At 52.4% G+C, this 22,386-nt stretch carries 15 protein-coding genes; 3 read left to right on the forward strand and 12 right to left on the reverse strand.

Annotation, left to right across the window (positions count from 1 at the left end):
• Position 1: 1 nt before the first annotated feature.
• A complete protein-coding gene (locus P1P91_RS09260; protein WP_311882157.1) occupies positions 2-3,697 on the reverse strand; it encodes a hypothetical protein in 3,696 nt (1,231 codons plus the stop codon).
• 186 nt (positions 3,698-3,883) lie between these two features.
• On the opposite strand from P1P91_RS09260, the gene P1P91_RS09265 reads away from it, so the two are divergent.
• The gene (locus P1P91_RS09265; protein ID WP_311882159.1) at positions 3,884-4,546 is read left to right on the forward strand and encodes a recombinase family protein; all 663 of its coding nucleotides are present in this window, start codon (positions 3,884-3,886) and stop codon (positions 4,544-4,546) included.
• Positions 4,547-4,631: 85 nt separating this feature from the next.
• Here the strand turns inward: P1P91_RS09265 and P1P91_RS09270 are convergent, their stop codons facing one another.
• The 9 genes from P1P91_RS09270 to P1P91_RS09310 all read right to left on the reverse strand — a co-directional run bounded on the left by P1P91_RS09270 (position 4,632) and on the right by P1P91_RS09310 (position 16,887).
• Entirely contained in the window at positions 4,632-7,805 is a 3,174-nt protein-coding gene (locus P1P91_RS09270; protein WP_311882160.1) for a type I restriction endonuclease subunit R, read from the reverse strand.
• Positions 7,806-7,990: 185 nt separating this feature from the next.
• A complete protein-coding gene (locus P1P91_RS09275) occupies positions 7,991-8,140 on the reverse strand; it encodes a hypothetical protein (RefSeq protein ID WP_311882162.1) in 150 nt (49 codons plus the stop codon).
• Positions 8,133-9,539 (reverse strand): restriction endonuclease subunit S, encoded by a 1,407-nt coding sequence (locus P1P91_RS09280; protein WP_311882163.1) that lies wholly within the window; start codon positions 9,537-9,539, stop codon positions 8,133-8,135. Before P1P91_RS09280 ends, P1P91_RS09275 begins: the two co-directional genes overlap by 8 nt.
• Positions 9,529-11,250, reverse strand: a complete 1,722-nt coding sequence (locus P1P91_RS09285; protein ID WP_311882164.1) for a class I SAM-dependent DNA methyltransferase — start codon at positions 11,248-11,250, stop codon at positions 9,529-9,531. The genes P1P91_RS09280 and P1P91_RS09285 overlap by 11 nt, the downstream gene beginning before the upstream one ends.
• Positions 11,251-11,459: 209 nt before the next feature.
• Complete coding sequence (locus P1P91_RS09290) at positions 11,460-11,969, reverse strand: YqiA/YcfP family alpha/beta fold hydrolase (protein ID WP_311882166.1); 510 nt, start codon at positions 11,967-11,969, stop codon at positions 11,460-11,462.
• Positions 11,966-13,264: a vWA domain-containing protein gene (locus P1P91_RS09295; protein ID WP_311882167.1), complete on the reverse strand. Its 1,299-nt coding sequence runs from the start codon at positions 13,262-13,264 to the stop codon at positions 11,966-11,968. Before P1P91_RS09295 ends, P1P91_RS09290 begins: the two co-directional genes overlap by 4 nt.
• On the reverse strand, positions 13,264-14,460 hold the full coding sequence (locus P1P91_RS09300) for a MoxR family ATPase (RefSeq protein WP_311882168.1): 1,197 nt from the start codon (positions 14,458-14,460) through the stop codon (positions 13,264-13,266). Before P1P91_RS09300 ends, P1P91_RS09295 begins: the two co-directional genes overlap by 1 nt.
• A 260-nt stretch (positions 14,461-14,720) precedes the next feature.
• Entirely contained in the window at positions 14,721-16,478 is a 1,758-nt protein-coding gene (locus P1P91_RS09305) for a hypothetical protein (protein ID WP_311882169.1), read from the reverse strand.
• 91 nt (positions 16,479-16,569) lie between these two features.
• Complete coding sequence (locus P1P91_RS09310; RefSeq protein WP_311882170.1) at positions 16,570-16,887, reverse strand: hypothetical protein; 318 nt, start codon at positions 16,885-16,887, stop codon at positions 16,570-16,572.
• 641 nt (positions 16,888-17,528) lie between these two features.
• Here P1P91_RS09310 and P1P91_RS09315 point away from each other — a divergent pair.
• Positions 17,529-19,096 (forward strand): IS3 family transposase gene (locus P1P91_RS09315; protein WP_407650527.1). Its coding sequence is split into 2 segments (ribosomal slippage): positions 17,529-17,982 and positions 17,982-19,096, totalling 1,569 coding nucleotides; the frame shifts between segments, so codons are not numbered across the junction.
• Here P1P91_RS09315 and P1P91_RS09320 read toward each other — a convergent pair.
• Complete coding sequence (locus P1P91_RS09320; RefSeq protein ID WP_311882174.1) at positions 19,093-19,488, reverse strand: hypothetical protein; 396 nt, start codon at positions 19,486-19,488, stop codon at positions 19,093-19,095. The two genes, P1P91_RS09315 and P1P91_RS09320, sit on opposite strands and share 4 nt — an antisense overlap.
• A gap of 44 nt (positions 19,489-19,532) precedes the next feature.
• Between P1P91_RS09320 and P1P91_RS09325 the strand changes: the two genes are divergently transcribed.
• A complete protein-coding gene (locus tag P1P91_RS09325; protein ID WP_311882096.1) occupies positions 19,533-20,729 on the forward strand; it encodes an IS4 family transposase in 1,197 nt (398 codons plus the stop codon).
• Between the two features lie 21 nt (positions 20,730-20,750).
• Here P1P91_RS09325 and P1P91_RS09330 read toward each other — a convergent pair whose 3' ends face one another.
• Positions 20,751-21,785, reverse strand: coding sequence for a hypothetical protein (locus P1P91_RS09330; RefSeq protein WP_311882176.1), 1,035 nt, complete (start codon positions 21,783-21,785; stop codon positions 20,751-20,753).
• Positions 21,786-22,386 lie beyond the last annotated feature (601 nt).

Raw genomic sequence — 22,386 nt, forward strand, 5'->3', positions numbered from 1 at the left:
ATCAAAGCCCCAAAAACGATTGCTCAATTTCTCTATATGACACAATACGATCGTTATCTATGGGCAAATCTTCAACATATTTCATGGGGACAGAAGTGCTAGTAACTAGAGCATGATCAAAATCCTTTATAAAAACACTGCCACCCAAAAAAACTTGTACCTTTTGGAGATTCTCCGTAATCCAGCCTACACGCGTTAGATGCTTGCTCAGTTCATCCTTTTCTTCTCCTCTAAAACGATTACATACATCCGCGATTTCGGATATTGTTTTTGCCATTTGCAATCTCTTGCACTCAATCGCCAACAGCTTACCTTCGTCGCTCAGAGCAAGAACATCAACATCTCCCAAATCCCCCAAGCTATCAGGAGCCCCTAAAGTAGACATTAGAACTTCGCTTTTAACGATCCAGCCTATTTCTTCTAGCTTAGTTTTTACTGCATTAGTAAACTCTCGACCACGAAGCTCGACCATACTCCCCACGTAACTCCTCATCGCATCTGATCGAAAAAACTCCGTATTAAACTCCCCCTTCTCTGCTCTTTCCAAAAAATATGAAATAGACTGCTTGATCAAACTCAAATCCAGAAAAATATCTTCATCACTCAGCTTCAGAATAGGCAAGATTAAACAACTCAGTCTCCTCTTATGCTTCCAAGGAGCAATGTCACGATTTACAAAAGGTTTTGGAGGATTCTCCCATGATGCTCTAGGCTTGAGTGAAAAGCTCTCTAAAAAAACTGCAACCACACTAGCATCTAGCCCTCTTTCTAAACATATCTTATTAATCAACCAGTCCTCAGTGACGTGAAGAGAGGTGGCATCACGTTCAACAAGGGTGTCAATTATTTCTGCGAAACAGTCAATGTACACATCTATAGAAAAGCCATGCTCGCAATAAAACGCATCTCTAAAATCGCCAGAAACTGTATTTTCAGCTGCCTCATGGGGAGAGTGATCATCAAAGTCATAAAGATCACTGTAAGCTTCAACCGCATCCTCAAATTGATTCTTGAAGTGGCCGTTAAAATAAGGAACGACTACTGAAGCAGTGGTATCGGCCTGTACACTATAAGTACCATTATTAGCTATCTCTATAAATGGAGGAACCATACCCCAGTGAATGGCATCTGAGTCAGAAGCAATCTGAATCAGCAGTGCGCACTTTGAAATTAAGCTTTCAAGGTCCTTATGAGATATTTCTTTAACATGCTCTGACAACTCACATTCACAGACTGCCATTTCAATTAGAGCGCGGCACGACATAGATGTTAGACTTCTCTTCGACTCCCTTCTCCCAGAAACCTCAACAGTATTATCATGCTTCTCATGAATAGCATGCAACGCCTTAGCTGTTGTTTTCCATTGCTTTCTATCTTGCTCAATTGACAGGAGGTTGCTGCATAAGCTTTGGACCAATCCTAATTTATCACACTTTTTTATCTCATCTCTAATTTCTTCCCACAGCAGGCTTACAGCTTTACCTAAGTAGCTCCCACAAGACTTTTTCCCTTCCAACGTTTTACTAGATACACCCAAGGCATTACCAACAACGATCTTACGAAACGTCATCAGCTTTTCATTAAAAAATACTGGCTTGGAAGCCTCCGAGCCCAGAAGAGCTTCTGTAGCATCTTTAGAGTTAAATAAATGAATGATTCTAACGCCTTGATCATCAAGGACGTTATTAACAACAAAGTCCACCTCGGGAAAATCCTCTACCCCTTTGCCTTGGAGAAATTCTTTTATTTCTTTAACAATGACATATGCTATCAGCTTTTCACCGTAGTTTTCAGGCTGACAAAAATTAGATAAAAAATTTTCCTGCAGGCATATGGAGCATTCCCCGTTTTCATCATGATAAACATCAACACCAGTTTGAGAAGTGGCTACTGGATCTGTTTTACCAACATCTTTCAACCGGGTTGTATCTAACTGCACTTGGAAGCTGCCACAAGAGGTGAAGGAGGTTTTTGCTGAAGCAAACCCTATAAGGTCGTGCAGCATATTGAGAATACTGCTCCACCATTCATATATTAATTCGCCACCAACATTACTAGGAGGCCAAATACCAAACCAAACATTCAAAAGGCTAGTTTCAACCACACCATTCAAAAAGCCTGTTGATATTTGCCATGGCGATATATAAATAGGCAAGTGACGCATTCCTTCATAAAATGCGTCCTTTGTAAGCCTCTCGACACGCAACCAACTTCCATCATGATCTTTACAAGAGTGAAGATCACTTTCAGCCCTAGCACCACTCCGAACAGGAAAAACAAAATCGGTATATAGGTTAAGCATGCCTCCTTGTTCGGCACCCAATTCTTCAGGCAAACACTGATAATTATGACCAATCCAAAAACCGAAGTAGTTAATGTCTCCGTTCACATTGAATATGGATACGTTTTTATTTACCACCCAGCTCTTTTGGATCATACATTCCACAAAATCCGTCATTCCTTCTTTGTATGAATTCGACAACAGCAATATGTCACTGAAGCTCAAGGATGCTATGTCCCAACCATCAGTACTTTTAGGTAGAGATATGTTAACTCCCCGCCCAAGACCTCCAGTAGTCACTACTGTCAAACCGTGTTTAAAATTATTCAACCCCCTAAAATGTTTAGACGTATTATCAATCACAGCCTCTACTTTTGTTACCCCATCATCAGATAATTTAAAGAAACTATCCAATCCCTCCTCATGAATATTCTTCAGACTGTCAGATAGAATCAAAAACTGAACATACCTTCCATCTGACCATTCAATGACAATATTATTCAATTTCGGGAGCATCCCTAACGCCTGCTCCTCACCTCGCATCAAATACTTGTTTTTAGCTGTGCTTACAAAATGAGCTCTAGAAAGCAAATTTGCTTGATAGGCATCCATAGCCTCTTCAAACTCTGAGAGAAACCCCAAACGAGAGCACTCTTCAAGGAAAAAACGTCTTATTGCAACACTTACACTTCCGGGAAGAGCTAAAATCAACTCACTTCCAAACTTTACTATCGGCCTTCTTTCTACGGGAGAGTGACCTATCCTTGAATTAATTATATCGCTATTGCGAATATCATGATAAACAAAATCGATCAGTGCTTCTTCATTCAACCCAATAGATTTTAAGCCATCTTCATCAAAACATGTCAGGCGGCCAATCTTATCTAACTGAGATGTGTTAGGAAGAGAAATTCTCTCTTTAGGCTTTGATTTTTTTGAATATTCATTTCTTTCTAGTCCTGCGCGTGAGGCAACCGCTTCGCTAAGCCTGACTAGGTTCAGGCACTTTTTTCTTAATGCAGATAACTCATGGTCCCCCCCAAACATCCCAGCCACATCTAATAGCAGTTGTGCATAGTAGTCATTCCCCTCCCAGACGGAGTTAATAACCCTCAAGTCCCCTTCCTCTGTCATAATACTGGACACAAAAACATCTTCAATAGGGTCTTCAAAGGATGCCAGCCCAAGGTTAGTCATTGTTTTGTTTAAGCATTTTTCAAAAGTCGTCCTTGTAGTTTTATTCCCTCCTTTACAATGAAGCAAAGAATAATGCAAAAGGGCTTCCATCCTTACGTTGTTAGAGTGGTATTCTGGGTTCACCAGCAACCCTGAAACAATCGCTACTGTTTCTTTCTTGTTATAGCCAGCCAAGATTGTTTTAACTTCTTCATTAAGCTTACCCTTAAAAAGTTCCATGCTCATCCTTAACAAACAAAGAGAATTATAAAATTTTGTTTTTCACAGTTAATTAGGCTACGACACATTTTACGCATATGTTCAAGAGAGTATACCTGAGCGAGTACAGTCTGCATCCCGCTGTGTTCGTGTTCATATGTGGCTATTTACAATCCAAGTGAACACATATAATATGAACATATCCAAATGAACACATGGACGCTCGGAGGGATGCCAATGGAACACGCTGTCTTTATACGCGCTTATCTTCGAGCTTCCACCGATGACCAGAATGCGAGTCGCGCCCGTGACACCCTCAGCGCCTTCGTGGAAGAAAAAGGGGTCAAGGTAGCTGCTTGGTACACGGAGAATGCCAGCGGTACCAAGGTAGACCGCACCGAGCTCTCGCGGCTCATTGATGATGCCCAGTACGGAGATGTGCTGCTCGTGGAGCAGGTCGACCGCTTGACCCGCCTCAGCAAGCCCGATTGGGATCGCCTCAAGGGGGCTATCCAGAGTGCTGGCCTGCGCGTTGTCTCGCTGGACCTACCGACAAGCCACGCCGCCTTGAACTTGGGGACTGGCGATGACTTCACGGGGCGGATGCTCGATGCGGTGAACTCAATGCTGATGGATATGTTAGCTGCTGTAGCCCACAAGGACTGGGAAGACCGTCGGAAACGCCAGCGGCAGGGGATCGAGCAGGCGAAGCGCGAGGGGCGCTACAAGGGCCGCCCCCCCAATGAAGAAGTGCATGCTCAAATACTGGAGCTCCGCCGTCATGGACTCAGCATACGAAAGACCGCTTCCATAGTTGGTTGCGGAGTGAGCACGGTTCAGCGGGCGGAGAAGCGCGCGCACGAAGCCTGATGCTGGTTTCCATGAGCTATTGATGGGCACTGACCTCCCGCTCAATGAAGCGGTTAAGGAGGACCTCTTCAACGTAGTCATGCAGTCACATCACGTGGGCCTTTTCTTTTGTCCACCCGTTCGACAGCACCTCGGCTTGTTTCAGGATCAGTTCGATGGCCTCAGGAGCCTTGTCTGGTGGATACTTGTAGCGCTGCAAAGTTCGTCGCACCAGAATCCGCAGCTTGGCGCGTACGCTTTCTCGAACTTGCCAGTCTACTGTCGTGGAGCTTCGAAGCTTGTTGGTGACTTCGATGGCGAGCGCCCTTAGGGTTTCGTCACCCAGCTCACGAACGGCACTTTCGTTCGTTGCCAATGCATCATAGAAGGCCACCTCGTCCGGGTTCAGTCCCAGTGCCGCATCGCGCTCCATTTCCGCCTTGAACTGCTTGGCCATGGCGATCAGCTCCTCGATCACCTGAGCCGTCTCAATGCCCCGATTGTTATACTTTCTCAGAGTTTCCTGCAGGCGGTCTGCGTACTTTTTCTCTTGTACAACGTTGGTGCGGGTCTTGGCTTTGATGTCGTCTTTCAGCAATTTTTCCAACAGCTCGACCGCGAAGTTTTTGTAGGGCATCTGACTGACGTCTTCGAGGAACTCGTCAGACAGCAGGCCGATGTTCGGCTTATCGAGACCGCACAGCGCAAACACATCGGAGACACCTTCGGAGACCAACGCATTGTCCAGAATCTGCTTGAGTGCCGTGTTCTTCTCGTCCTCGGTTAGCTTGCGGTCGACGCTTGTGACCTTAGTAATGGCGGTCTTTACCGCTGACAGAAAGGCGATCTCTTTGTGCAATTCGCGGGCTTCGTCGAGCGTGCTGCACAGCGAGTATGCCTTGTTCATGGCCAGCATTGTGTCGAGGAAGCGCTTCTTACCATCCTCCAGTCCCATGATGTAATTGGCTGCTGGTATCAGCAGCTTATTGGGATCGTTTTCAAAGCCGCTGTAGGCGAAGCCTTTGCTGTTCGGGCCTTTGGCGAACATGCCGTGAATAACGTCGAGCTTTTCCAGCAGTACGGCATAGGCCTCTTCCGCGCTATGGGTGGGCGCACCTTTGCCTTTGGCATCGGTGTAGGTCTTCATCGCCTGCTTTAGCTCGTTGGCGATGCCGATATAGTCGACCACCAAGCCGCCCGGCTTGTTCTTGAATACACGGTTCACGCGGGCAATAGCCTGCATCAGGTTATGGCCCTTCATGGGCTTGTCGACATACATGGTGTGGCAACAGGGGGCGTCGAAGCCGGTCAGCCACATATCCCGAACGATCACAAGCTTGAGCGGGTCACCGGGGTCTTTGAAGCGCTTCTCTAGCCGCTTCTTAGTCTGCTTGTTGTAGATATGCGGCTGCAGCAGAGGTTTATCCGACGCCGAGCCGGTCATCACGATCTTGATTGCGCCCTTATCTGGGTCTGGATCGTGCCAATCGGATCTCAGAGCGGTGATTTCGTTGTACAAGTGGGCGCAAATCTCACGGCTCATGGCCACGATCATGGCTTTGCCTTCGATAGCCGCACTGCGCGTTTCGAAATGATCGACCAGATCAGCGGCGACTTCCTTCAAGCGCGGCCCGGCGCCGACGAGCTTTTCTAGCTGGCTCCACTTGCCCTTGGCGCGTTCACGCGTGCCAACATCTTCCTCGTCCTCGAAGACCTCTTCGACCTGATCCGACAGCGCGGCAATCTCGCCTCGATTGATGTCCAGCTTAGCCAAGCGCGACTCGTAGTAAATCGGCACTGTCGCGCCGTCATCAACAGCATCCTGAATGTCGTAGACCGAGACGTAGTCGCCAAACACCGCGCGAGTGTCCTTATCTTCACTGGCAATGGGCGTGCCGGTAAAGCCGATGAATGACGCATTCGGGACGGCGTCACGCATGTGCTTGGCGTAACCGAACTTGTAGGAACCATCCTGTTTGAGCTTCGCCTTCAAGCCGTATTGGCTACGGTGGGCTTCGTCCGAGATTACAACGATGTTATGACGATCGTTGAGAATGGGGTGAGTCACCTCCCCTTCTAGCGTCGCGAACTTCTGAACCGTGGTGAAAATAATCCCGCCTGAGTCACGCTCAGCGAGCAGATGGCGTAGCTCGTCCCGATTATCGGCTTGAACGGGGTCTTGCTTCAGTAGCTCCTTGGCGTTGCTGAACGTGGCGAAGAGCTGGCCATCAAGGTCATTGCGATCCGTGACGATCAGCAGGGTCGGGTTGTTCATTTCCGGCTGCTGTAGCAGTTTCCCCGCGTAGCAGCACATGGAGATACTCTTGCCGGAGCCTTGCGTGTGCCAGACAACTCCTGCTTTCTTGCTACCTATCTCCACTTCCTCGCCGTAAATGGCGCGTCTTTCGTTCAGTGTGTTGTCTTCAGGGGACTGCGCTGCAATCACAGTCGCGTGTACCGCTTCACGAACGGCGTGGAACTGATGGTACCCAGCGATTTTTTTGATCAATCGATCCGCATCGGTCTCGAAAATAACGAAGTAACGAACGTAGTCAAGAAGCCGATCACGATCGAAAAAGCCACGTACCATGGTCTCCATTTCCCTCTCCAGCAACGGCTTGTCGTCTTCGTGCTGGATAGTGCGCCACGGCATGTAGCGTTCTTGATTGGCGGTGAGAGAGCCTAGTCGAGCATTGTAGCCGTCGCTGATAACGATGGCTTCGTTGTACACGAAAAGCTCGGTGAGCTCGTCCTTGTAGGTCTGAATCTGGTTGTAAGCATCCCAGATACTGACGTTTTCATCGCTGGGGCTTTTGAGCTCTACCACCGCGATAGGCAAGCCGTTGATGAAGCACACAACGTCGGGGCGGCGGAGTTGTTTAGTGCCTTCAATGGTGAACTGATTGACGGCGAGGAAGCGATTTTCACAAATATGGGTGAAGTCGATTAAGAAAGCGCGGTCGTAGACCTCGTCATCGCCGTCTTTGTACTTCACCGGCACGCCATCGAGCAGTAAGCGATGAAAGGCACGATTGCTAATAGTGAGATCGAAGCTCTCGGGCTTGCTGACCTGCGCGACCACCTGTTCCAGTGCGGTCTCAGGGAGGTGTGGGTTGATGCGTTTCACAGCTTGTTCGACGTCGCCTAGCAGCAACACCTTCCTATAATCAGCCCGCTCAGGAGACGTGCCATCCGGTGCGATATCCGGGCCGTGAGCAATCTCCCAGCCATTGTCTGCAAACCATCCCAGACACGCCTGCTCCAGTTGATCCTCGGTCATCCCCTGCTCCCTATTCTATAGCTACAGTAAACGACTGCAGTTACTGAATTTTCAGCCGCTTAACCATGGGACATCTCGGCGGATTTGAAAGTCGCTGGCTTGTTATCAAGCTGCCATCTGCTCGGCAGATAGCAGACCCAACCGCTTGCGGATATCATCAAAGCCGTCGAGCTACATCTCGGTGATCAACAGACCTTCGCCATCACCCTGTTCCAACGCCTATGGGCAGTTTCCCAACCACTCTGATAGGTATTGCGTTCGGTAAAGTCCATCTCACCTAAGCACTTGTTTTCCAGCGGTGTGGTGCGGGTTTGAGCAACGTCGGTTTTATACATGCACCACGTCCTGTGATTCGGCCTGCGCCTCCTCGACGTTCGACATCGTCAGGTCGCCGGAAAGTAGCTCAGGGAGTAGCGTATCGCGCAGTTTAGAGAGTGTTTTGGCTTCTAACCGCAAGTTAATCTGTTTATTCAGCTGTAGGCCTAAATGCTGCTCAGCAGCCTCTATTAACGGATTATCAGGAATGGCACACAACGCCTCACGCAGGTGTTGACGCTTTATATGCCCCATAGTCACTGCCTTGGACTCAGCTATGCGCTGAAACTCTTCTAGGTGGTGCCTAGTAAAGTTATAGTAAATCCACTTAGGATAGTCTGTTGACGTTACCTTGAACAAGTGCTGGTTCATGGCGGCTTTCCCGCCACACCAAGTATCCACCATCAGAGAACCAGACCAAGAAAAAACTACGTCCCCATCATCAATAATGCAGTCAGGCTTAATATTTGATGATGCTTTTTCTTTGCCATCGGCAAACCCTTTTTTGAGCTGCGCAATTTTGACTACGGGTAGATAATCATCTTCATTTTCGGGGCGGTACTTTTGAAGAGCTAAGCCGTTCTGGTATTTGGCAATAGTATCAAGTGGTAGACAGTTCCACCCCTCCGGTATGTCCCCCATCTCACTGTCCTGCATCGCTGAGGGGAACAGCTCGGAGGTGGCACGCAGCTCGGCGTAGCGTTCGGGCTGTTCGGCGCTTAGCTTGATCAACTGATCCTTTGTTTTGCCTGACACAGCCTCCATAGCGGCAAATAGCGCGTCTTCATCGCTGCCGCCCGCTTCTAGCGTGGTGGCTTTGGCCTTGACCGGTTCGAAATCGACAAACCAGCTTTTGAAGAGGGCTTGGGTCATCTGTTCGAGGGTCTGGTTGATTTGGTGGTTGCTTTCAATTTTCTCACAGAAAGAAAAATATGCATCACCAACTTGGTGCTGGTAACCCATGTCCTCAGGAATTTGCAGGTAAAGGTTCGCGAAGTCACCCTTCTTGAAGTGAGGGATCAAAGACCCAACGTGCATATTTAGAATCTGATTTTGAACCTCTTCTGAGCGTAGTAACGCAAATAGGTATCTCGGATAAACTTTTGTCTCGTCAGCCCGGATAGCGACCATATCTTGTGCGATACAGAATGGAACTGGGTCAGGTACCCAGCACACTCTTCCGGGCGAGCCCTTGCAAACAAAAATCATGTCGCCGGGTTTCGGATGCCCCCTGAACCAATTTTTGTATGTATCTTCCGCAACGTAACGGAGCTTTTCGTAAACCGGATACAGCCTTGTATTCTTGATACAGTTTGTAGCGATAAGAGGTATGCCTTGTTCTGCGGTAGGACAAGTACGCCCTCTATTGTCCACGATATTGGTTAGAAGGTCACGAAAGGCATACTCTTTAAACTTCATACCCTAGCCCCCCAAGATTCCGCTTGATCTCCGCTTCCAGCCGGTCGCTTTCGTCAAACTGCTCGCGAAGCTGCTCAGTCAGCAGTGTCATTTTCTCGGCGAAGGGCACACCGTCGTCTTCCACGTCAGCCGCACCCACGTAGCGCCCCGGGGTCAGCACGAAGTCGTGCTTTTGGAGGTTAGCGAGGGTGGCGGACTTGCAGAACCCGGCGACGTCTTCGTAGTTTTGATCGCGCTGCCACGCGTGGAAGGTATCCGCGACCTTGTTGATGTCGTCAGCGGTGAAGTCGCGAATGACGCGGTCTTTCATATAGCCCAGCTGACGGGCGTCGATGAACAGCACTTCGCCCTTACGCGCGCGTTTTTTGACGCCGTTGGGCGATAGACCACCGGTCTTGTCCTTGGTCAGGAACCATATGCACGCGGGAATCTGAGTGTTGGTGAACAGCTGACCCGGTAGTGCAACCATGCACTCCACTAAGTCCTCTTCCACCAACCGCTTGCGAATCTCGCCTTCGTTGTTGGTGTTCGAACTCATGGAGCCATTGGCGAGCAGCAGTGCCATGCTTCCCGCTGGGCGCAGGTGGTAGAGCATGTGCTGGAGCCACGCGAAGTTGGCGTTGCCCTTGGGCGGGGTGCCGTATTTCCAGCGTGCATCGTCGGCGAGCGACTCACTCCACCAGTCCTTCATGTTGAACGGCGGGTTGGCCATCACGAAGTCAGCGCGCAGATCAGCGTGCTGGTCGTTAAGGAAAGTGTCAGCAGGCTTTCGGCCAAAATCGAAGTCAATACCGCGTATGGCCATGTTCATGGCTGCCAAGCGCCATGTGGTGGGGTTGGATTCCTGCCCGTAGACGGAAATGTTTTTCTTCTGTTCGCTGGGGTTGTAGTGCCACTCCTTGGCGTGCTCTTCGATGAACTTGTCGTTGGAGACGAAGAAGCCGCCCGAGCCCATGGCGGGGTCGTAGACGCGCCCGCTATAGGGTTCCAACATTTCTACGATCAACGAGACGATGCTTTTCGGTGTATAGTATTGCCCGCCTTGCTTACCTTCCGCCAAGGCGAACTGGCCGAGGAAATATTCGTAGACGTGACCGAGGATGTCCTTGCTCTGGAGGCTGAGCTTCTGGCCTTGGAACTCGGGGTTTGCGAACGAGGTGTCTGAGAAGGAGTTGATCAGGCCGATCAGCTTATCGTTATCGACCTCGTACTGACTGACACGGGTCAGCACGCCTTTCAGCTTCTCCGGGTTGTCACGCTCGATGGCATCCAGCGCGTTATCGATCAGCCACGAGACCGAGCGCAGCTTCACGTCGTTGCCGTTGACGTCCTGCCACAGCACAGAACCGATGGGTAGCGCCGCCTTGGACTTCAACGTGCTCCACCGCGCCTCCTTGGGCACCCAGAACACGTTGGCTTCGCGGTAGTAGTCGAGAAGCTCCAGTTCTTCGTCAAGCGCCTGCTGATACTCCTCGTCGCTGTCGAAGTCTTCGCATGGCAGGTAGTAGATGTTGTCGTCGCTGTCGTGCTGGAACAGCTCCCGCAACTCACGTTGGCGCTCCTCGAAGGCGTCGGAGACGTATTTCAGGAAGATCAGCCCCAGTACTACATGCTTGTAATTAGCCGCATCCAGATTGGCTCGTAATTTGTCGGCGGCCTTCCAAAGCTTGTCGTCGAGCTCCTTCAGGAACTGCTGCTCTGTACTATTCATCGATCTCTCAACGCTTTCCCGGTTCGAGGCAGATCATGGCCCTGCTCGGCGCCACCCACTCGCTCCGTCGCATAGGGCCATGGCCTAAGGTCCTACCAGCATACCGATTTTTTGCGTCCAAGATAGAGATCGTCAGTCAGCTAGCGCCCATGGCTGCGGCAGTCCACTCGGTGGTCCCGCACAGCTAGATGGCTCCAACACCCGTACCGCTATCCGGCTCGGCCAAGCTGTACGTCGACCCAGAGCGCGAACAGAGTCTTGATATCTGGCATCACTGATGTTAGCCGGTGATCGCTGTCGAGTAGATGTAGGTCCGCTCGGTGCTCCTCGGCGAAAGCCACTACGTTGCTCACCGGAACAACTTTATCGCCCCAGCCGTGGCAGATCGACGTGGACACGCCTTCCAGCTGGAAGCCCGACTGCATAGCGTAGCCGGGTAGCCCCACCGCAGGTGCCAGCAGGAACAGTCCTGCGACCGGAACCGTCTGGCTGGCCACGAGCGACACGTAGGCCCCCATCGAGGAGCCCACCAGCAGACAGGGGCCGTTGGTCACGGATAGCACCTTCACCAGCTTTTCTACGCGTGCCTCAGGTTCCGAGATGCCCAGATAGTCGACACTTTGTACCTGAAGCCCCTTGGTCAGAGCGACCTGCGACATCTGAACGATCTTCTGGCCATACGGGCCGGATTCCTTGCCGTGCGAAAAGATAACCTTCATGTTTCCTCCATGACCACGATGTGACCCCATGAGACCGACAGGTCTGCTTCTTCGGGCATGACCCAGAACACGGGGACCGAGGGCAGCTGCGTCGGCATGCGTCCTTGCCCATCGGTGAGATAGACCAGACAGTCCGGTACCAGCGCCTCGACCCGTTCGAACACGGGGCGAAAATCGGTACCGCCACCGCCCATCAGGGTCATTCCCTCGGGCGTTGCCTCATCTGCCAGCGCGTTCAACTCATGGAGCGAGGAGAGTGAACGCTCCCGGTGTATCGCGGCATCCGCCTCGATGACATGGAGGTCTACCCGATCCGCACTGACCAACAAAACCTGAAGTTCCCCAAGGAAGCGAGCCCAATGACTGCGGGTGCTGGCACTGGAATCAATGGCCACCACCAGACGCAACGTCTTGTGATAGCGCCCCGGCAGATAGCGACCATGGCCCCAGTGTCGACGGTGAGGACGTTGCCATGAGGGCATGCCTCCCGCACGCGACTGAATGATGTCGGCCAGCACGTGACGCCAAGGCACCCGAGACACCGTATCGGTGTGAAGCATCTGCTCCATGCCGCAAGGCACGGACCCCGGCCAACTGGTCTCACTGACCCGCTGCACCGTCTGCTGCCATTGCTGCGTCAGCTGTCGCGCCCGCTGAGAGTCTGCCAGTACGGGGCGGTAGTCGGTATCCACGACTATCGTGCCGTCCCGGTGGCCCCCGATTGGGGAAGCCAGCAGGTTGCCGTGATGATCGAACGGGGTATCCACTTCGGGTTGCGGATGGGCCAACAACCATTGGTAGATGGCCTCAGCACTCTTGCCGGCTTGTGCCGGATACAGCACGGCATCATGGGGCAGCGAGAAGCCATCGCATAGCAGTCGATAGTTCACCTCGGCATCGACGGCCAAATTCCAACGCAACGGGTCCCGACCATACTGGCGCTGAAAGTGACCGAGCAGGACATGGTACAGCTCATGGCCTAACACGAAGCGTCGCAGCGCGGACGTGCATCGGGAAGCGAAGTGGGCATTCACGAATACCCGCTCGCCATCGGTACACGCGGTCGGCACTCTGTCGTCCACCACCATCATCAGCGGTAAACGCATGACCAAGCGCGCGGTAAACGGGTATGTCATCAGGAAGTGCTGCACCTCCTGTTGCCAGACACGATGCTGCTCGGTCTTGAGCGCCTGCTCCTCAGACGAAGGCGATCGCAGGGTCATGGCACGAGAGGTGTGTTGAGCGCCGTGGTCGCGTTGCGGATCAGGGGAAAATCCCACGAGATCGTCTTGCATCACTGGCGCCCTCCCTGTGCCGGTCCCTTGTCGGCGGCGTCATCATCGAGCGTGGGCTCGCCAAACAGCGAGAAGCGACCCTCCGGCAAGTCAACATCGGGGGCCTCGATGATTTCCTCCATGGGCAATCCATGGCACTCCAGCCATGCCGGAAAAGCCGGGTGACCAAAGACCTGCTCGGCACGCTGATGACTGACGGCATCGTCCTCGTGACGCAATCCATCGATGAGCATCAAGGTGGCCAGATCACTTCCTAGCTGCAGCCCGACCTCCAAGAACACCGATAGTCGGGTGGACTGCATCGATTCATCGCCGTGCCAGAGGTAGTGCACCATCGCTGCTACGAACGCCAATTGCTGATCGCTGCGCTCCGGCAGTTCAACGGGGACCTCGCGATGCAGCATGGCGGGGATGTCCACTCGGTGATGGGTGCCCTCGCGAAATGCCATGAACTCTGTGGTGGCTGCCTCACCAATCAAGCCCTGCACCATGAGGCGCAGGGTGATGTCATCGAGGTCGGTATTCGCGGTGAGCAGATGGGACACACGCTCCCATGTCCGGGGCGAGGGCCAGCCCCGCTGGGCGTTGTCGCCATGATCCAGCAGGTAGTCGGGCTTCAAGCGCAAAAAGGCGATGATGTCATGATGCAGCCGCCGTGACACCGCATAGCGGGTCCATGCCTCGATATCCGCTTCCAGCTCGACATGGAGGAAACGGTTGGCCAAAGCCGAGGGCATGGGGAAGGACACCGCCTGATCTTCGATTCGATTTCCCGCAGCGACGAGTAGCCAGCCAGCTGGCAGGGTATACAGCTCTCCCAAGCGGCGATCGAGCAGCAGCTCATAGGCGGCGACTTGGACGGCGCGATCGGCAGCTGGCAATTCGTCGAGCAGCAGAATCCCTCGCGACGCTGGGTCTCGGGGCCATAGATCGGGGATCAGCCACTGGAGCGTGTCACCCCGTGGGGTCGGCATGCCCCGGATGTCGAGAGCATCCATTTCAGCCAAACGCACGTCGATGAAGTCGATGCCGGTTTCGGCACAAAGGTCACGAACGAGCTGGCTTTTGCCTAGCCCCGGCGCGCTCCATAACATCAACGGCGCGATCTGGTCGCACGGAAGAGTGTTCGACCACAGCAACTGCAGCTGGGTCTCGATGATCTGGCGGGCATGAATGAGCGTACTGGTCAGCGGCATGGCGTCTCCTACATTGGGGACGTCCATGTTATGCCCGGCTCGCGACACCAGCTGACGTACGCTCTCGGCAGTCGGCGCTGATCGGTAAAAGTGCGAGTGCTTCCGGCTGACCCATCGATCATTGCCGGGAAAGGCTCGCTCAGCGGGCTACCGATATCGAGCTGCGTCAGCGAGTAAGCACTCGTGTGAAATCGATGCACTGGCATGGTGAGATCGGTCCCTTGGACGCATCCAGTGGGCTCGTCGCTCATGGCTGTCTCTCACCGGGGCCGTTGTGGTGGCGTGGATAACGCCAGCGACATGGCCCGTGCGCGATGCTGATCCGCTTCCGCAGAAGTGCAAGAACGTTGCTCCCTCCACTCGACCGGCTTGCATGCGATGCGAAGCAGTCGTGCCCGAACCTCGGCTGTTTCCACACCGACTCGGCTCAGGACGTCCAGATAGGCACCCAACGGCAACGTCGCCTCACAGGCCGATAGCCATCGCGTATCCAAGGCAGGATTGTGCCCATAGTGGATGACGCGGGCTTTCGCATCATGCAGCCATGGGGGCGCTTGTTGGGGCTCAGCCGATGTCATGACGTCCAACAGCTCGCTCCACATGTCGATTTCATGGGGCCGAGGATGATGGCCGTGACGTACCATGGCATTCATCACGGTCTGCATGGCCAGTGAGTTCGGGTCTTGCTGGCAGGCGTTCAGCATGGCGCGGCGAAAGCGGTACGCCTCATCGCACCATGTCGCGCAGTAGGCCCAGAGCACGTAGTCTGCCCACCATCCCTCACCACCGAGGTCCGGCGGTAACGTCCATTGCCAGCGACCACGAGCCGACGCCATCCGAGCCTGAAGACGTGTCGCGTGATGTCGTTTCCCGTGGGGGGACAGATGCCGAGCCGAGAGCGCAAGCCGCATGGACCACAAAAGTTCGGGGTTGGCCCCTTGCTCGGCCAACTGCGCCAACAGCTCTAGCGCCTTTACCGCTTCGCGAGGCGATGACATGGAAGGCAGCAGCAGAGCCAACTGATCGAGACTGCGTTGGGGCGATGTGGCAAAGGCATGCACCCATCCCGCCACCAGCGATTCATCGACGCTGATCTGGGCGACATCCGCCAGTGAGGGCGGGACACTACCCTTGCAGGTGATCGTGGTGGTAGGCGCCAGAGAGACCGACGTCATGGCGCTACCACAATGCGCCAAGTGCAGGTCCGTGGGGTGAGCCACGTGAAGTCGCTCCAGTTCGCAATGCCGTAACACCAGCTGACCACATATCGCGGATACGTCGAGCGAGGTGGCCTGTGCTCCACATGACGCGAGATGAGTCAGTCCCATGCGGCCTGATAGCTGATGTAGTTGGGGACTATGCCGAATCCGGCATCGGCCCTCGGGGGCCTCGACAGTGAGCGTCGATAGCCGTGTCAGGCCCTGTGTTTCGATTTCCGGGGTGTCCGTCCCCATGGATGTCAGCTGCAGGGTGTGCAGTTGATCGGCATTTTGCAGCAATAGCTGGCGAAGCTGAGGGGCGTCAAGAATCACTTCCTCGTCCGTGGGCTGTAAGGCAATCCAACACTCGGCCAGTGGGTGGGCATCATGCAAATCGGACAACGCACTGGCATGTCGAACGACAGCTCCTTGCCACGGACGTCCCTGACCACGCGCCGCGAAGTGTCCCTGATGCCAGCACGCATCCAGTTCATCCACCGCTCCCTCGATGACCAATGAGGGCGGATATGGACCGCTATCCAGATGCACGACGGCGCCATGCCCCTCTGAAGGCACACGTAACCACGCCAAGCGATCACACCCGATGATGGTGATATGCATACCCGGTTGGCAGGCCTGTAGGTCCAATGCCATCAAGTGATGACAGTCCCTGATATCGAGATGACGAAGCGAGTTATTGATAATGGTGCCGTGTGTCACGAGTGCTTCTGACAACACCGCACCTCCTAGCCGATCGTTCTCAACAACGAGCTTTGTATCATGCAGATGATCATGCTGAGAGGTCATTGCGTGAGTCATGGCGCTATCCCGTGTCGCAGTGATGACACCAGTGTGACTTCTTGGCACGACGCCAAGTGACGGATATCACGAAGGGGAGAGAAAAGCGCTGTTACGTCACAACCGACGTTGACATGGAAGGCAGTGCCGTCTCATGTCCTTTAGAGGAATGTTGATTGATGGCCGGAATACCCGTCGCGTAATGGTGATCCATCGACCAGCGATAAGGCTTGGTGGTGGTGTCACAAAACAACGGGAAATAGCGTGAGAGGCGATCATTCAAATCGCGTTGCAATGAACGTGATCCTATATTGATGCCTCGTTGGGCCAAGTGACCCATGAGCTCTGTAGTAGAAATCGAACGGGGGTACGGAGGAATGAGTTGTAGGATAGTGATGTAACGAAAGAACGTCTCTCCCATATCAGCCATGAACCACCTCTCTGTCAGTGATTTATCATTATAACATGAGGCGATGTGGTTCGGCGATATCAAGAGAGACATCTGAAGTGGTTCAAGTGTGAAAGAATCGATGAATAAAGAGGCATGAAGCAACAAAATAAAAAGCTGTGGAGCAGCATGTAACCACCGCGCATCCACAAAACAAGTATTGACATTGTTAAAGGTTATGCAACTCAACCCATTGCTTAAAAAACATACCAGAACCATCTAAGAGACTCACACTAACACCCCACGCAGTAAAGCGTTCCGCACTTCTTACACGCCTTAGCCTTGCTTTTCATATAACTATATAATTCCCGATTCACATCAGCATTGTATTTGTGACAAATACCTACAAACTTACCGGGAACATGGTCCTGAAAATCACGTCTACCCTTCTTCTCGTAACCATTTATAACATCACGTAAAAATCTATATTCCTTACTACCATTAGGAGGCAAGCTCTTAGTATTTTTACGGCCTTCAGTCAATCCTACTACATCATGTTTTATAATTTCAGAATCTGGCCAGAGAACATTTAAAAACTCTGCGGTCCCCCCCTCTGTCAGCCTAGTTGTCCAGTTGGCGATTTCGCCTGAACCAATATCAGAATGGGCGGCACAGGATGGTTTATGCCACGTTATTCCGAAGAGCGTAAGGCCGCGGTACTCAAAAAATTGTTACCGCCAGAAAGCCGCAGTGTGGCGTCGGTTGCCACCGAGGAAGGCATCGCGAACGCAACCCTGTATGGTTGGCTGAAAGCATGCCGACAACAAGGAGTGCCTGTGCCAGGCAAGCGTAAAACCGGGGATGAATGGACAGCTGACGCCAAGCTGGCCGTCGTGATCGAAACCGCCCCTCTGTCAGCGACCGAGCTGGGCGCCTATTGCCGCGAAAAAGGGCTGTATCCCGAGCAAGTGCAGCGCTGGAAGGAGGCGTGCCTTCAAGGGGCGGGCCAGCAGGAGGCGCAGGAAAAGGCGGCTCGGCAGCAGCGTAAAAAAGATCGTCAGACGATCAAGACCCTACAGTCGGAGCTCCAGAAAAAAGAGCACGTTCTGGCAGAGACAACGTCGTTACTGGTGCTCTCAAAAAAGCTCGAGGCCTTGTACGGGGAAGCCCCGGACAACGAGGACGACTGACGTCGCTGAACGAACGTACAAGGCTGTTGAAGGACTTTGACGAAGCGGTCGCCAGTGGTGCCGCCCGCTACAAGGCGGCAGAGCTGATGGGGCTCAGTCAGCGCACGTTGAAACGCTGGCGGTATGCCAGCGGCCAGGTGGCACCAGACCGGCGCCCACAAGCGGAGCGAGTGACACAGCCTCATCAGCTCACCCAGGCGGAGGAAACGGTCATGTTGACGCTATGCAGCGAACCCGAATATCAAAGCTTGCCGCCGTCACAGATCGTCCCGCGCCTGGCCGACCAGGGCCGCTATCTCGCCTCGGAGTCGTCATTTTATCGGGTACTGAAAAAGCATCGGCAGCTGAATCACCGTGGCCGGATGGCACCGGTCCGTCAGGTGACCCAGCCGACCAGTTTTACCGCGTCGGAGCCAAACCAGGTCTGGAGCTGGGACATCAGTTACTGTCCCTCTGCGGTTCGTGGCGAGCACTGGTACCTGTATCTGATCCTGGACGTGTATAGCCGCAAGATAATCGCCTGGGAAGTGCATGACAACGAGTCCGGTGAGCTGGCGAAGCGGTTGATGGAGCGTGCCCTGTTGCGTGAGCGCTGCTGGCACACGCCGCCGATACTGCACTCGGATAACGGCGCGCCCATGACCTCGTACACCCTGCGCGCCCGGCTGGCAGAACTGGGCATGTTGATGTCGCATAGCCGTCCTCGGGTCAGCAACGACAACCCTTACTCGGAGGCGTTGTTCCGTACGGTCAAGTACTGCCCGGCATGGCCAACAAAGGGCTTCACCTCGCTGGGTGCGGTGCGTCAATGGATGCTGACGTTCGAGCATGCCTATAACGAGCGACACCTTCATAGCGGTATCAACTTCGTGACGCCGGCCGACCGGCATCAAGGTAAAGATAAGCAACGTCTGCTCGATCGAAGAGCAGTCTATGAACGTGCCAAGCGTCAGAATCCCGGGCGCTGGTCAGGCGATATCCGGTGCTGGGAAGCCACTGGATCGGTATCGCTCAACCCAGGCAGGCCGCAGGAAATAGAGGGCAATAAAGAGGCTGCTTAGTGGCAGCCATATGGACAACTAGGTTGAAAACTACCGGTCCGCTTGTCGACAACATAAAAGTTAACATGACTATCAGATGACTTATCACGAATACTAGTGCGAGAAACAAACTGGTATGCTGCAAGGAGGTTCCTATCCTCATTAGCAAATTCTTCACTTATTCCAAAGCGGGCCAGTATGGTTTTTTCTTTGGGGTCTATATTTCTAGAGGTCATATATAGAGCATTGCAATATGCACTATATAAATTAACTCCGGCCACAGCGGTAACTAATTCTACCTTCTGACCTATACCCTGACCATCTTTTTCAAGGAGAGTTTTATACCTGAGGAATCCCCATGAAATGGGTAATAAAATCAGCATGATAGGATTGAAAAAGCCTGCATGAGTCATGCATGTTGTGAGTTACGACACACAACAACATGCGAAGGAGACCCATGCAGGCCCCTCGATTCTTGCATAACTTGCTGACGTCTTCACTCTCCGTGATCCATGCCAAGCGGCTACAGACCGTCCTCGATACCGTTGGCGCTCTGCTGGGCGAGCGACGTCTGGGATTAACGGCCATTGGCCGTGCGTTGCCGAGCTCGACGGATGCCAAGCACGCCATCAAACGAGTCGATCGACTATTAGGCAACCCTCACCTTCATCAGGAACGACCGCTGTTCTATTGGCTCATGGCCTCGCTGCTGATCGGCCATACAACGCGCCCACTGATTCTGGTGGACTGGTCGCCGATTGATGACCGCGGCAGGCATTTCCTGCTGCGTGCGGCGGTGCCCTTCGCCGGGCGATCGCTGCCCATCTTCGAGAAGGTTCATCACAAGGAAGGATGCCCATACTGTGAAGCCTATCTGCTGGATGCGCTGGCAAGGATCCTGCCCGACAAGGCCACGCCGATCCTGGTGACCGATGCCGGCTTTCGTAACCCGTGGTTTCGGGCCGTTGAAGCGCGCGGCTGGTATATCGTTGGACGGGTCCGTCAGCCCGCCCGTTACCAGGCGTCAGGCGAAGCATGGCAACCCGTGAAGACCCTGTTTCAACACGCGACATCGGAACCGCAGGCGTGGGGCTCCGTCCGGATCGCCGAAAACCATCCGTTCCGCGCTCAGATGGTGCTCTATTATCGACCGCCACGGGGACGTAAGCATCGCAATAAACAAGGCCGGATCTCTCGGGACGGCGGCAGCCGGACGATCGCCCGGCGTCAGCAGGAGCCCTGGGTGCTGGTCAGCAATCTGCCGGACCGCTCAACGCTGGCGAATAAAGTGGTAACGATCTACCGACAGCGCATGCAGATTGAGGAAGGGTTCCGCGATGTCAAAAGTCCCTTGTTCGGGCTGGGCTTCGGCATGCATCAGTCTCGCCAGGGCAAGCGCATCGAGGTCCTGCTGCTGATCGCCATGTTGGCGAACGTGGCCATGATGGTGGCCGGCCTGGATGTCCGAGCCCGGGGGCAACAGCGGCGCTATCAGAGCAACAGTATCCGGCACCGGAGCGTGCTTTCCGTGTGGCGCCTGGGCTTGGAATGTCTTCGTCGTCATCAACCCGACGCCGTGCCTTGGCCTGCTTGGACAACCCTCCGAGCACGACTTCGCGAGGAAGTCAGGGAGCAGAGCCTATGCGGCGAGTAGCAACATATTCGTGGGGATTCGTCAGGTTTTATACGCTTTCTTTTTCCGCGAGTCCACATTCGCATTAAAAATAAAATCTTCATCTCCAATAATAGAAAGAGCTGTTCTAACCACCTTGCTCTCATTATCATCACCTTTCTCGCCTCCTTTGTTCATGAAGCTAATGCTATTATTTTTGTCAATAAAATAATGTATCTTCAGCCGATCACCGTTATCATGCGAAGACGACGAACTGCCAGAAAAATTATAAAATTTACATTGCATACCTGTACTTCTCAATACTTCACAAAGCACTGTTTTTTCGAACATGGCTGATAGTATCGAGATCGAGGAAAACTGACTCAAAGAGGCCTTGTCTACTGCAGAAAGGAAGTATAACTTAACGCCTTCGTCATGCCCCTTCATTACCCTTTGTAATGCGAAAAAATCATCTTCTACAAGATAAGTACTGAAGGACGATGAAAGTACATATTCAAGGAACTGTAGTGCGTCCTCCCTCCCCCACCAGCCATCGTCTTTAACCTCTCCATTTAGCAGGCTTATTAATACATTTTTATATTCTTCCTTCACACCAACAGTCATCAACCCACTAAAGCAGCTCTTTTTCCAATAAAATTTATCGTGGAAATTTGTTGCTGATAGCTTTGTTAAGGACATTGATGCAGTAGAAAAAAGATCGATACATTCATCTATTAGAAGACACCAACCATCAATTCCTCTCATACCATCTAGCATCAAACCTTTAAATGTTATATGCGTTATAACCAAAAAAACAGGAACTTCTTTTTTATTCGCACCATCAATCGCGTCTTGCACCATCTGCTTTACTGGCTTACCTTTACCCTTTCCTGTTTTTTTATCTTCTGAGGTAATCACCTTACAGAAAAAAGAATTACATTTATCCTTAGCCAACTCATATGCCTTCTTTTCGTATTCCCTTGCTAGATCTATAGACGGCACCACCGCCAAAACCTTTCTTTCACTCTTAACATAGTAATCAATAGCTGAATGGGTCTTTCCTGAACCAGTCAAGGAACTATCATAGTACACTTTCATCTTTACCTCTTTTTATTAAATTATGAAAAAACATCAACGTCACCTTATACATCAAAATCCGATATCGTAACCCTCATCCCCACGCGCCACTATAACCCTCATATTTCTCTTAAAGAGATAGATATTATGAGAGTTCTCGGTAACGACAGAGACACGTAGCAAAACCCACATATAAATTCGCATATCACAGGCAGACATACACCAAACAACTGGCTACCAATTAACAAAAGACGTATGCCTCATAAGTGATTTAAAGAAAGAAAGAACGGAAGGGCTGTGCATTTCCGTTCTTCTCCCGAAGGGAGTCATCGTTGTATGAGGAAGCACAACGACGATAATGGAGCTCATCACTTCGTGATTCGCAGGTGCCTCATACGCAAAGCGCATTTCGGCACTTATTTCTCAATATCTCAGTTGAACTCCAAGACATTCATCCAGATGGACAACAACTAAGATGTACGGAGGAAATACGGAAGGTCTGTGTATTTCCGCTCTTATCCCGAAGGAAGTCATTATTTTATGAGGAATCACAACGACGATAATGGAGCGAATCACGAAGTGATTCGCAAGTGCCTCATACGCACAGCGCATTTCGGCACCT

Origin of the sequence: Halomonas piscis (assembly GCF_031886125.1) — a bacterium.
In the GTDB taxonomy this organism is placed as follows: Bacteria; Pseudomonadota; Gammaproteobacteria; order Pseudomonadales; family Halomonadaceae; genus Vreelandella; species Vreelandella piscis.

What these genes read in the sequence shown, in the direction of transcription:
- P1P91_RS09325 (WP_311882096.1), top strand. Translation starts at nt 19,533, where the DNA reads ATGCAGGCCCCTCGATTCTTGCATAACTTGCTGACGTCTTCACTCTCC.
- P1P91_RS09300 (WP_311882168.1), bottom strand. Translation starts at nt 14,460, where the DNA reads ATGCCGCTGACCAGTACGCTCATTCATGCCCGCCAGATCATCGAGACC.
- P1P91_RS09310 (WP_311882170.1), bottom strand. Translation starts at nt 16,887, where the DNA reads ATGGCTGATATGGGAGAGACGTTCTTTCGTTACATCACTATCCTACAA.
- P1P91_RS09260 (WP_311882157.1), bottom strand. Translation starts at nt 3,697, where the DNA reads ATGGAACTTTTTAAGGGTAAGCTTAATGAAGAAGTTAAAACAATCTTG.
- P1P91_RS09265 (WP_311882159.1), top strand. Translation starts at nt 3,884, where the DNA reads ATGAACACATGGACGCTCGGAGGGATGCCAATGGAACACGCTGTCTTT.
- P1P91_RS09270 (WP_311882160.1), bottom strand. Translation starts at nt 7,805, where the DNA reads ATGACCGAGGATCAACTGGAGCAGGCGTGTCTGGGATGGTTTGCAGAC.
- P1P91_RS09295 (WP_311882167.1), bottom strand. Translation starts at nt 13,264, where the DNA reads ATGCAAGACGATCTCGTGGGATTTTCCCCTGATCCGCAACGCGACCAC.
- P1P91_RS09305 (WP_311882169.1), bottom strand. Translation starts at nt 16,478, where the DNA reads ATGACTCACGCAATGACCTCTCAGCATGATCATCTGCATGATACAAAG.
- P1P91_RS09275 (WP_311882162.1), bottom strand. Translation starts at nt 8,140, where the DNA reads ATGTATAAAACCGACGTTGCTCAAACCCGCACCACACCGCTGGAAAAC.
- P1P91_RS09320 (WP_311882174.1), bottom strand. Translation starts at nt 19,488, where the DNA reads ATGACTCATGCAGGCTTTTTCAATCCTATCATGCTGATTTTATTACCC.
- P1P91_RS09290 (WP_311882166.1), bottom strand. Translation starts at nt 11,969, where the DNA reads ATGAAGGTTATCTTTTCGCACGGCAAGGAATCCGGCCCGTATGGCCAG.
- P1P91_RS09280 (WP_311882163.1), bottom strand. Translation starts at nt 9,539, where the DNA reads ATGAAGTTTAAAGAGTATGCCTTTCGTGACCTTCTAACCAATATCGTG.
- P1P91_RS09285 (WP_311882164.1), bottom strand. Translation starts at nt 11,250, where the DNA reads ATGAATAGTACAGAGCAGCAGTTCCTGAAGGAGCTCGACGACAAGCTT.
- P1P91_RS09330 (WP_311882176.1), bottom strand. Translation starts at nt 21,785, where the DNA reads ATGAAAGTGTACTATGATAGTTCCTTGACTGGTTCAGGAAAGACCCAT.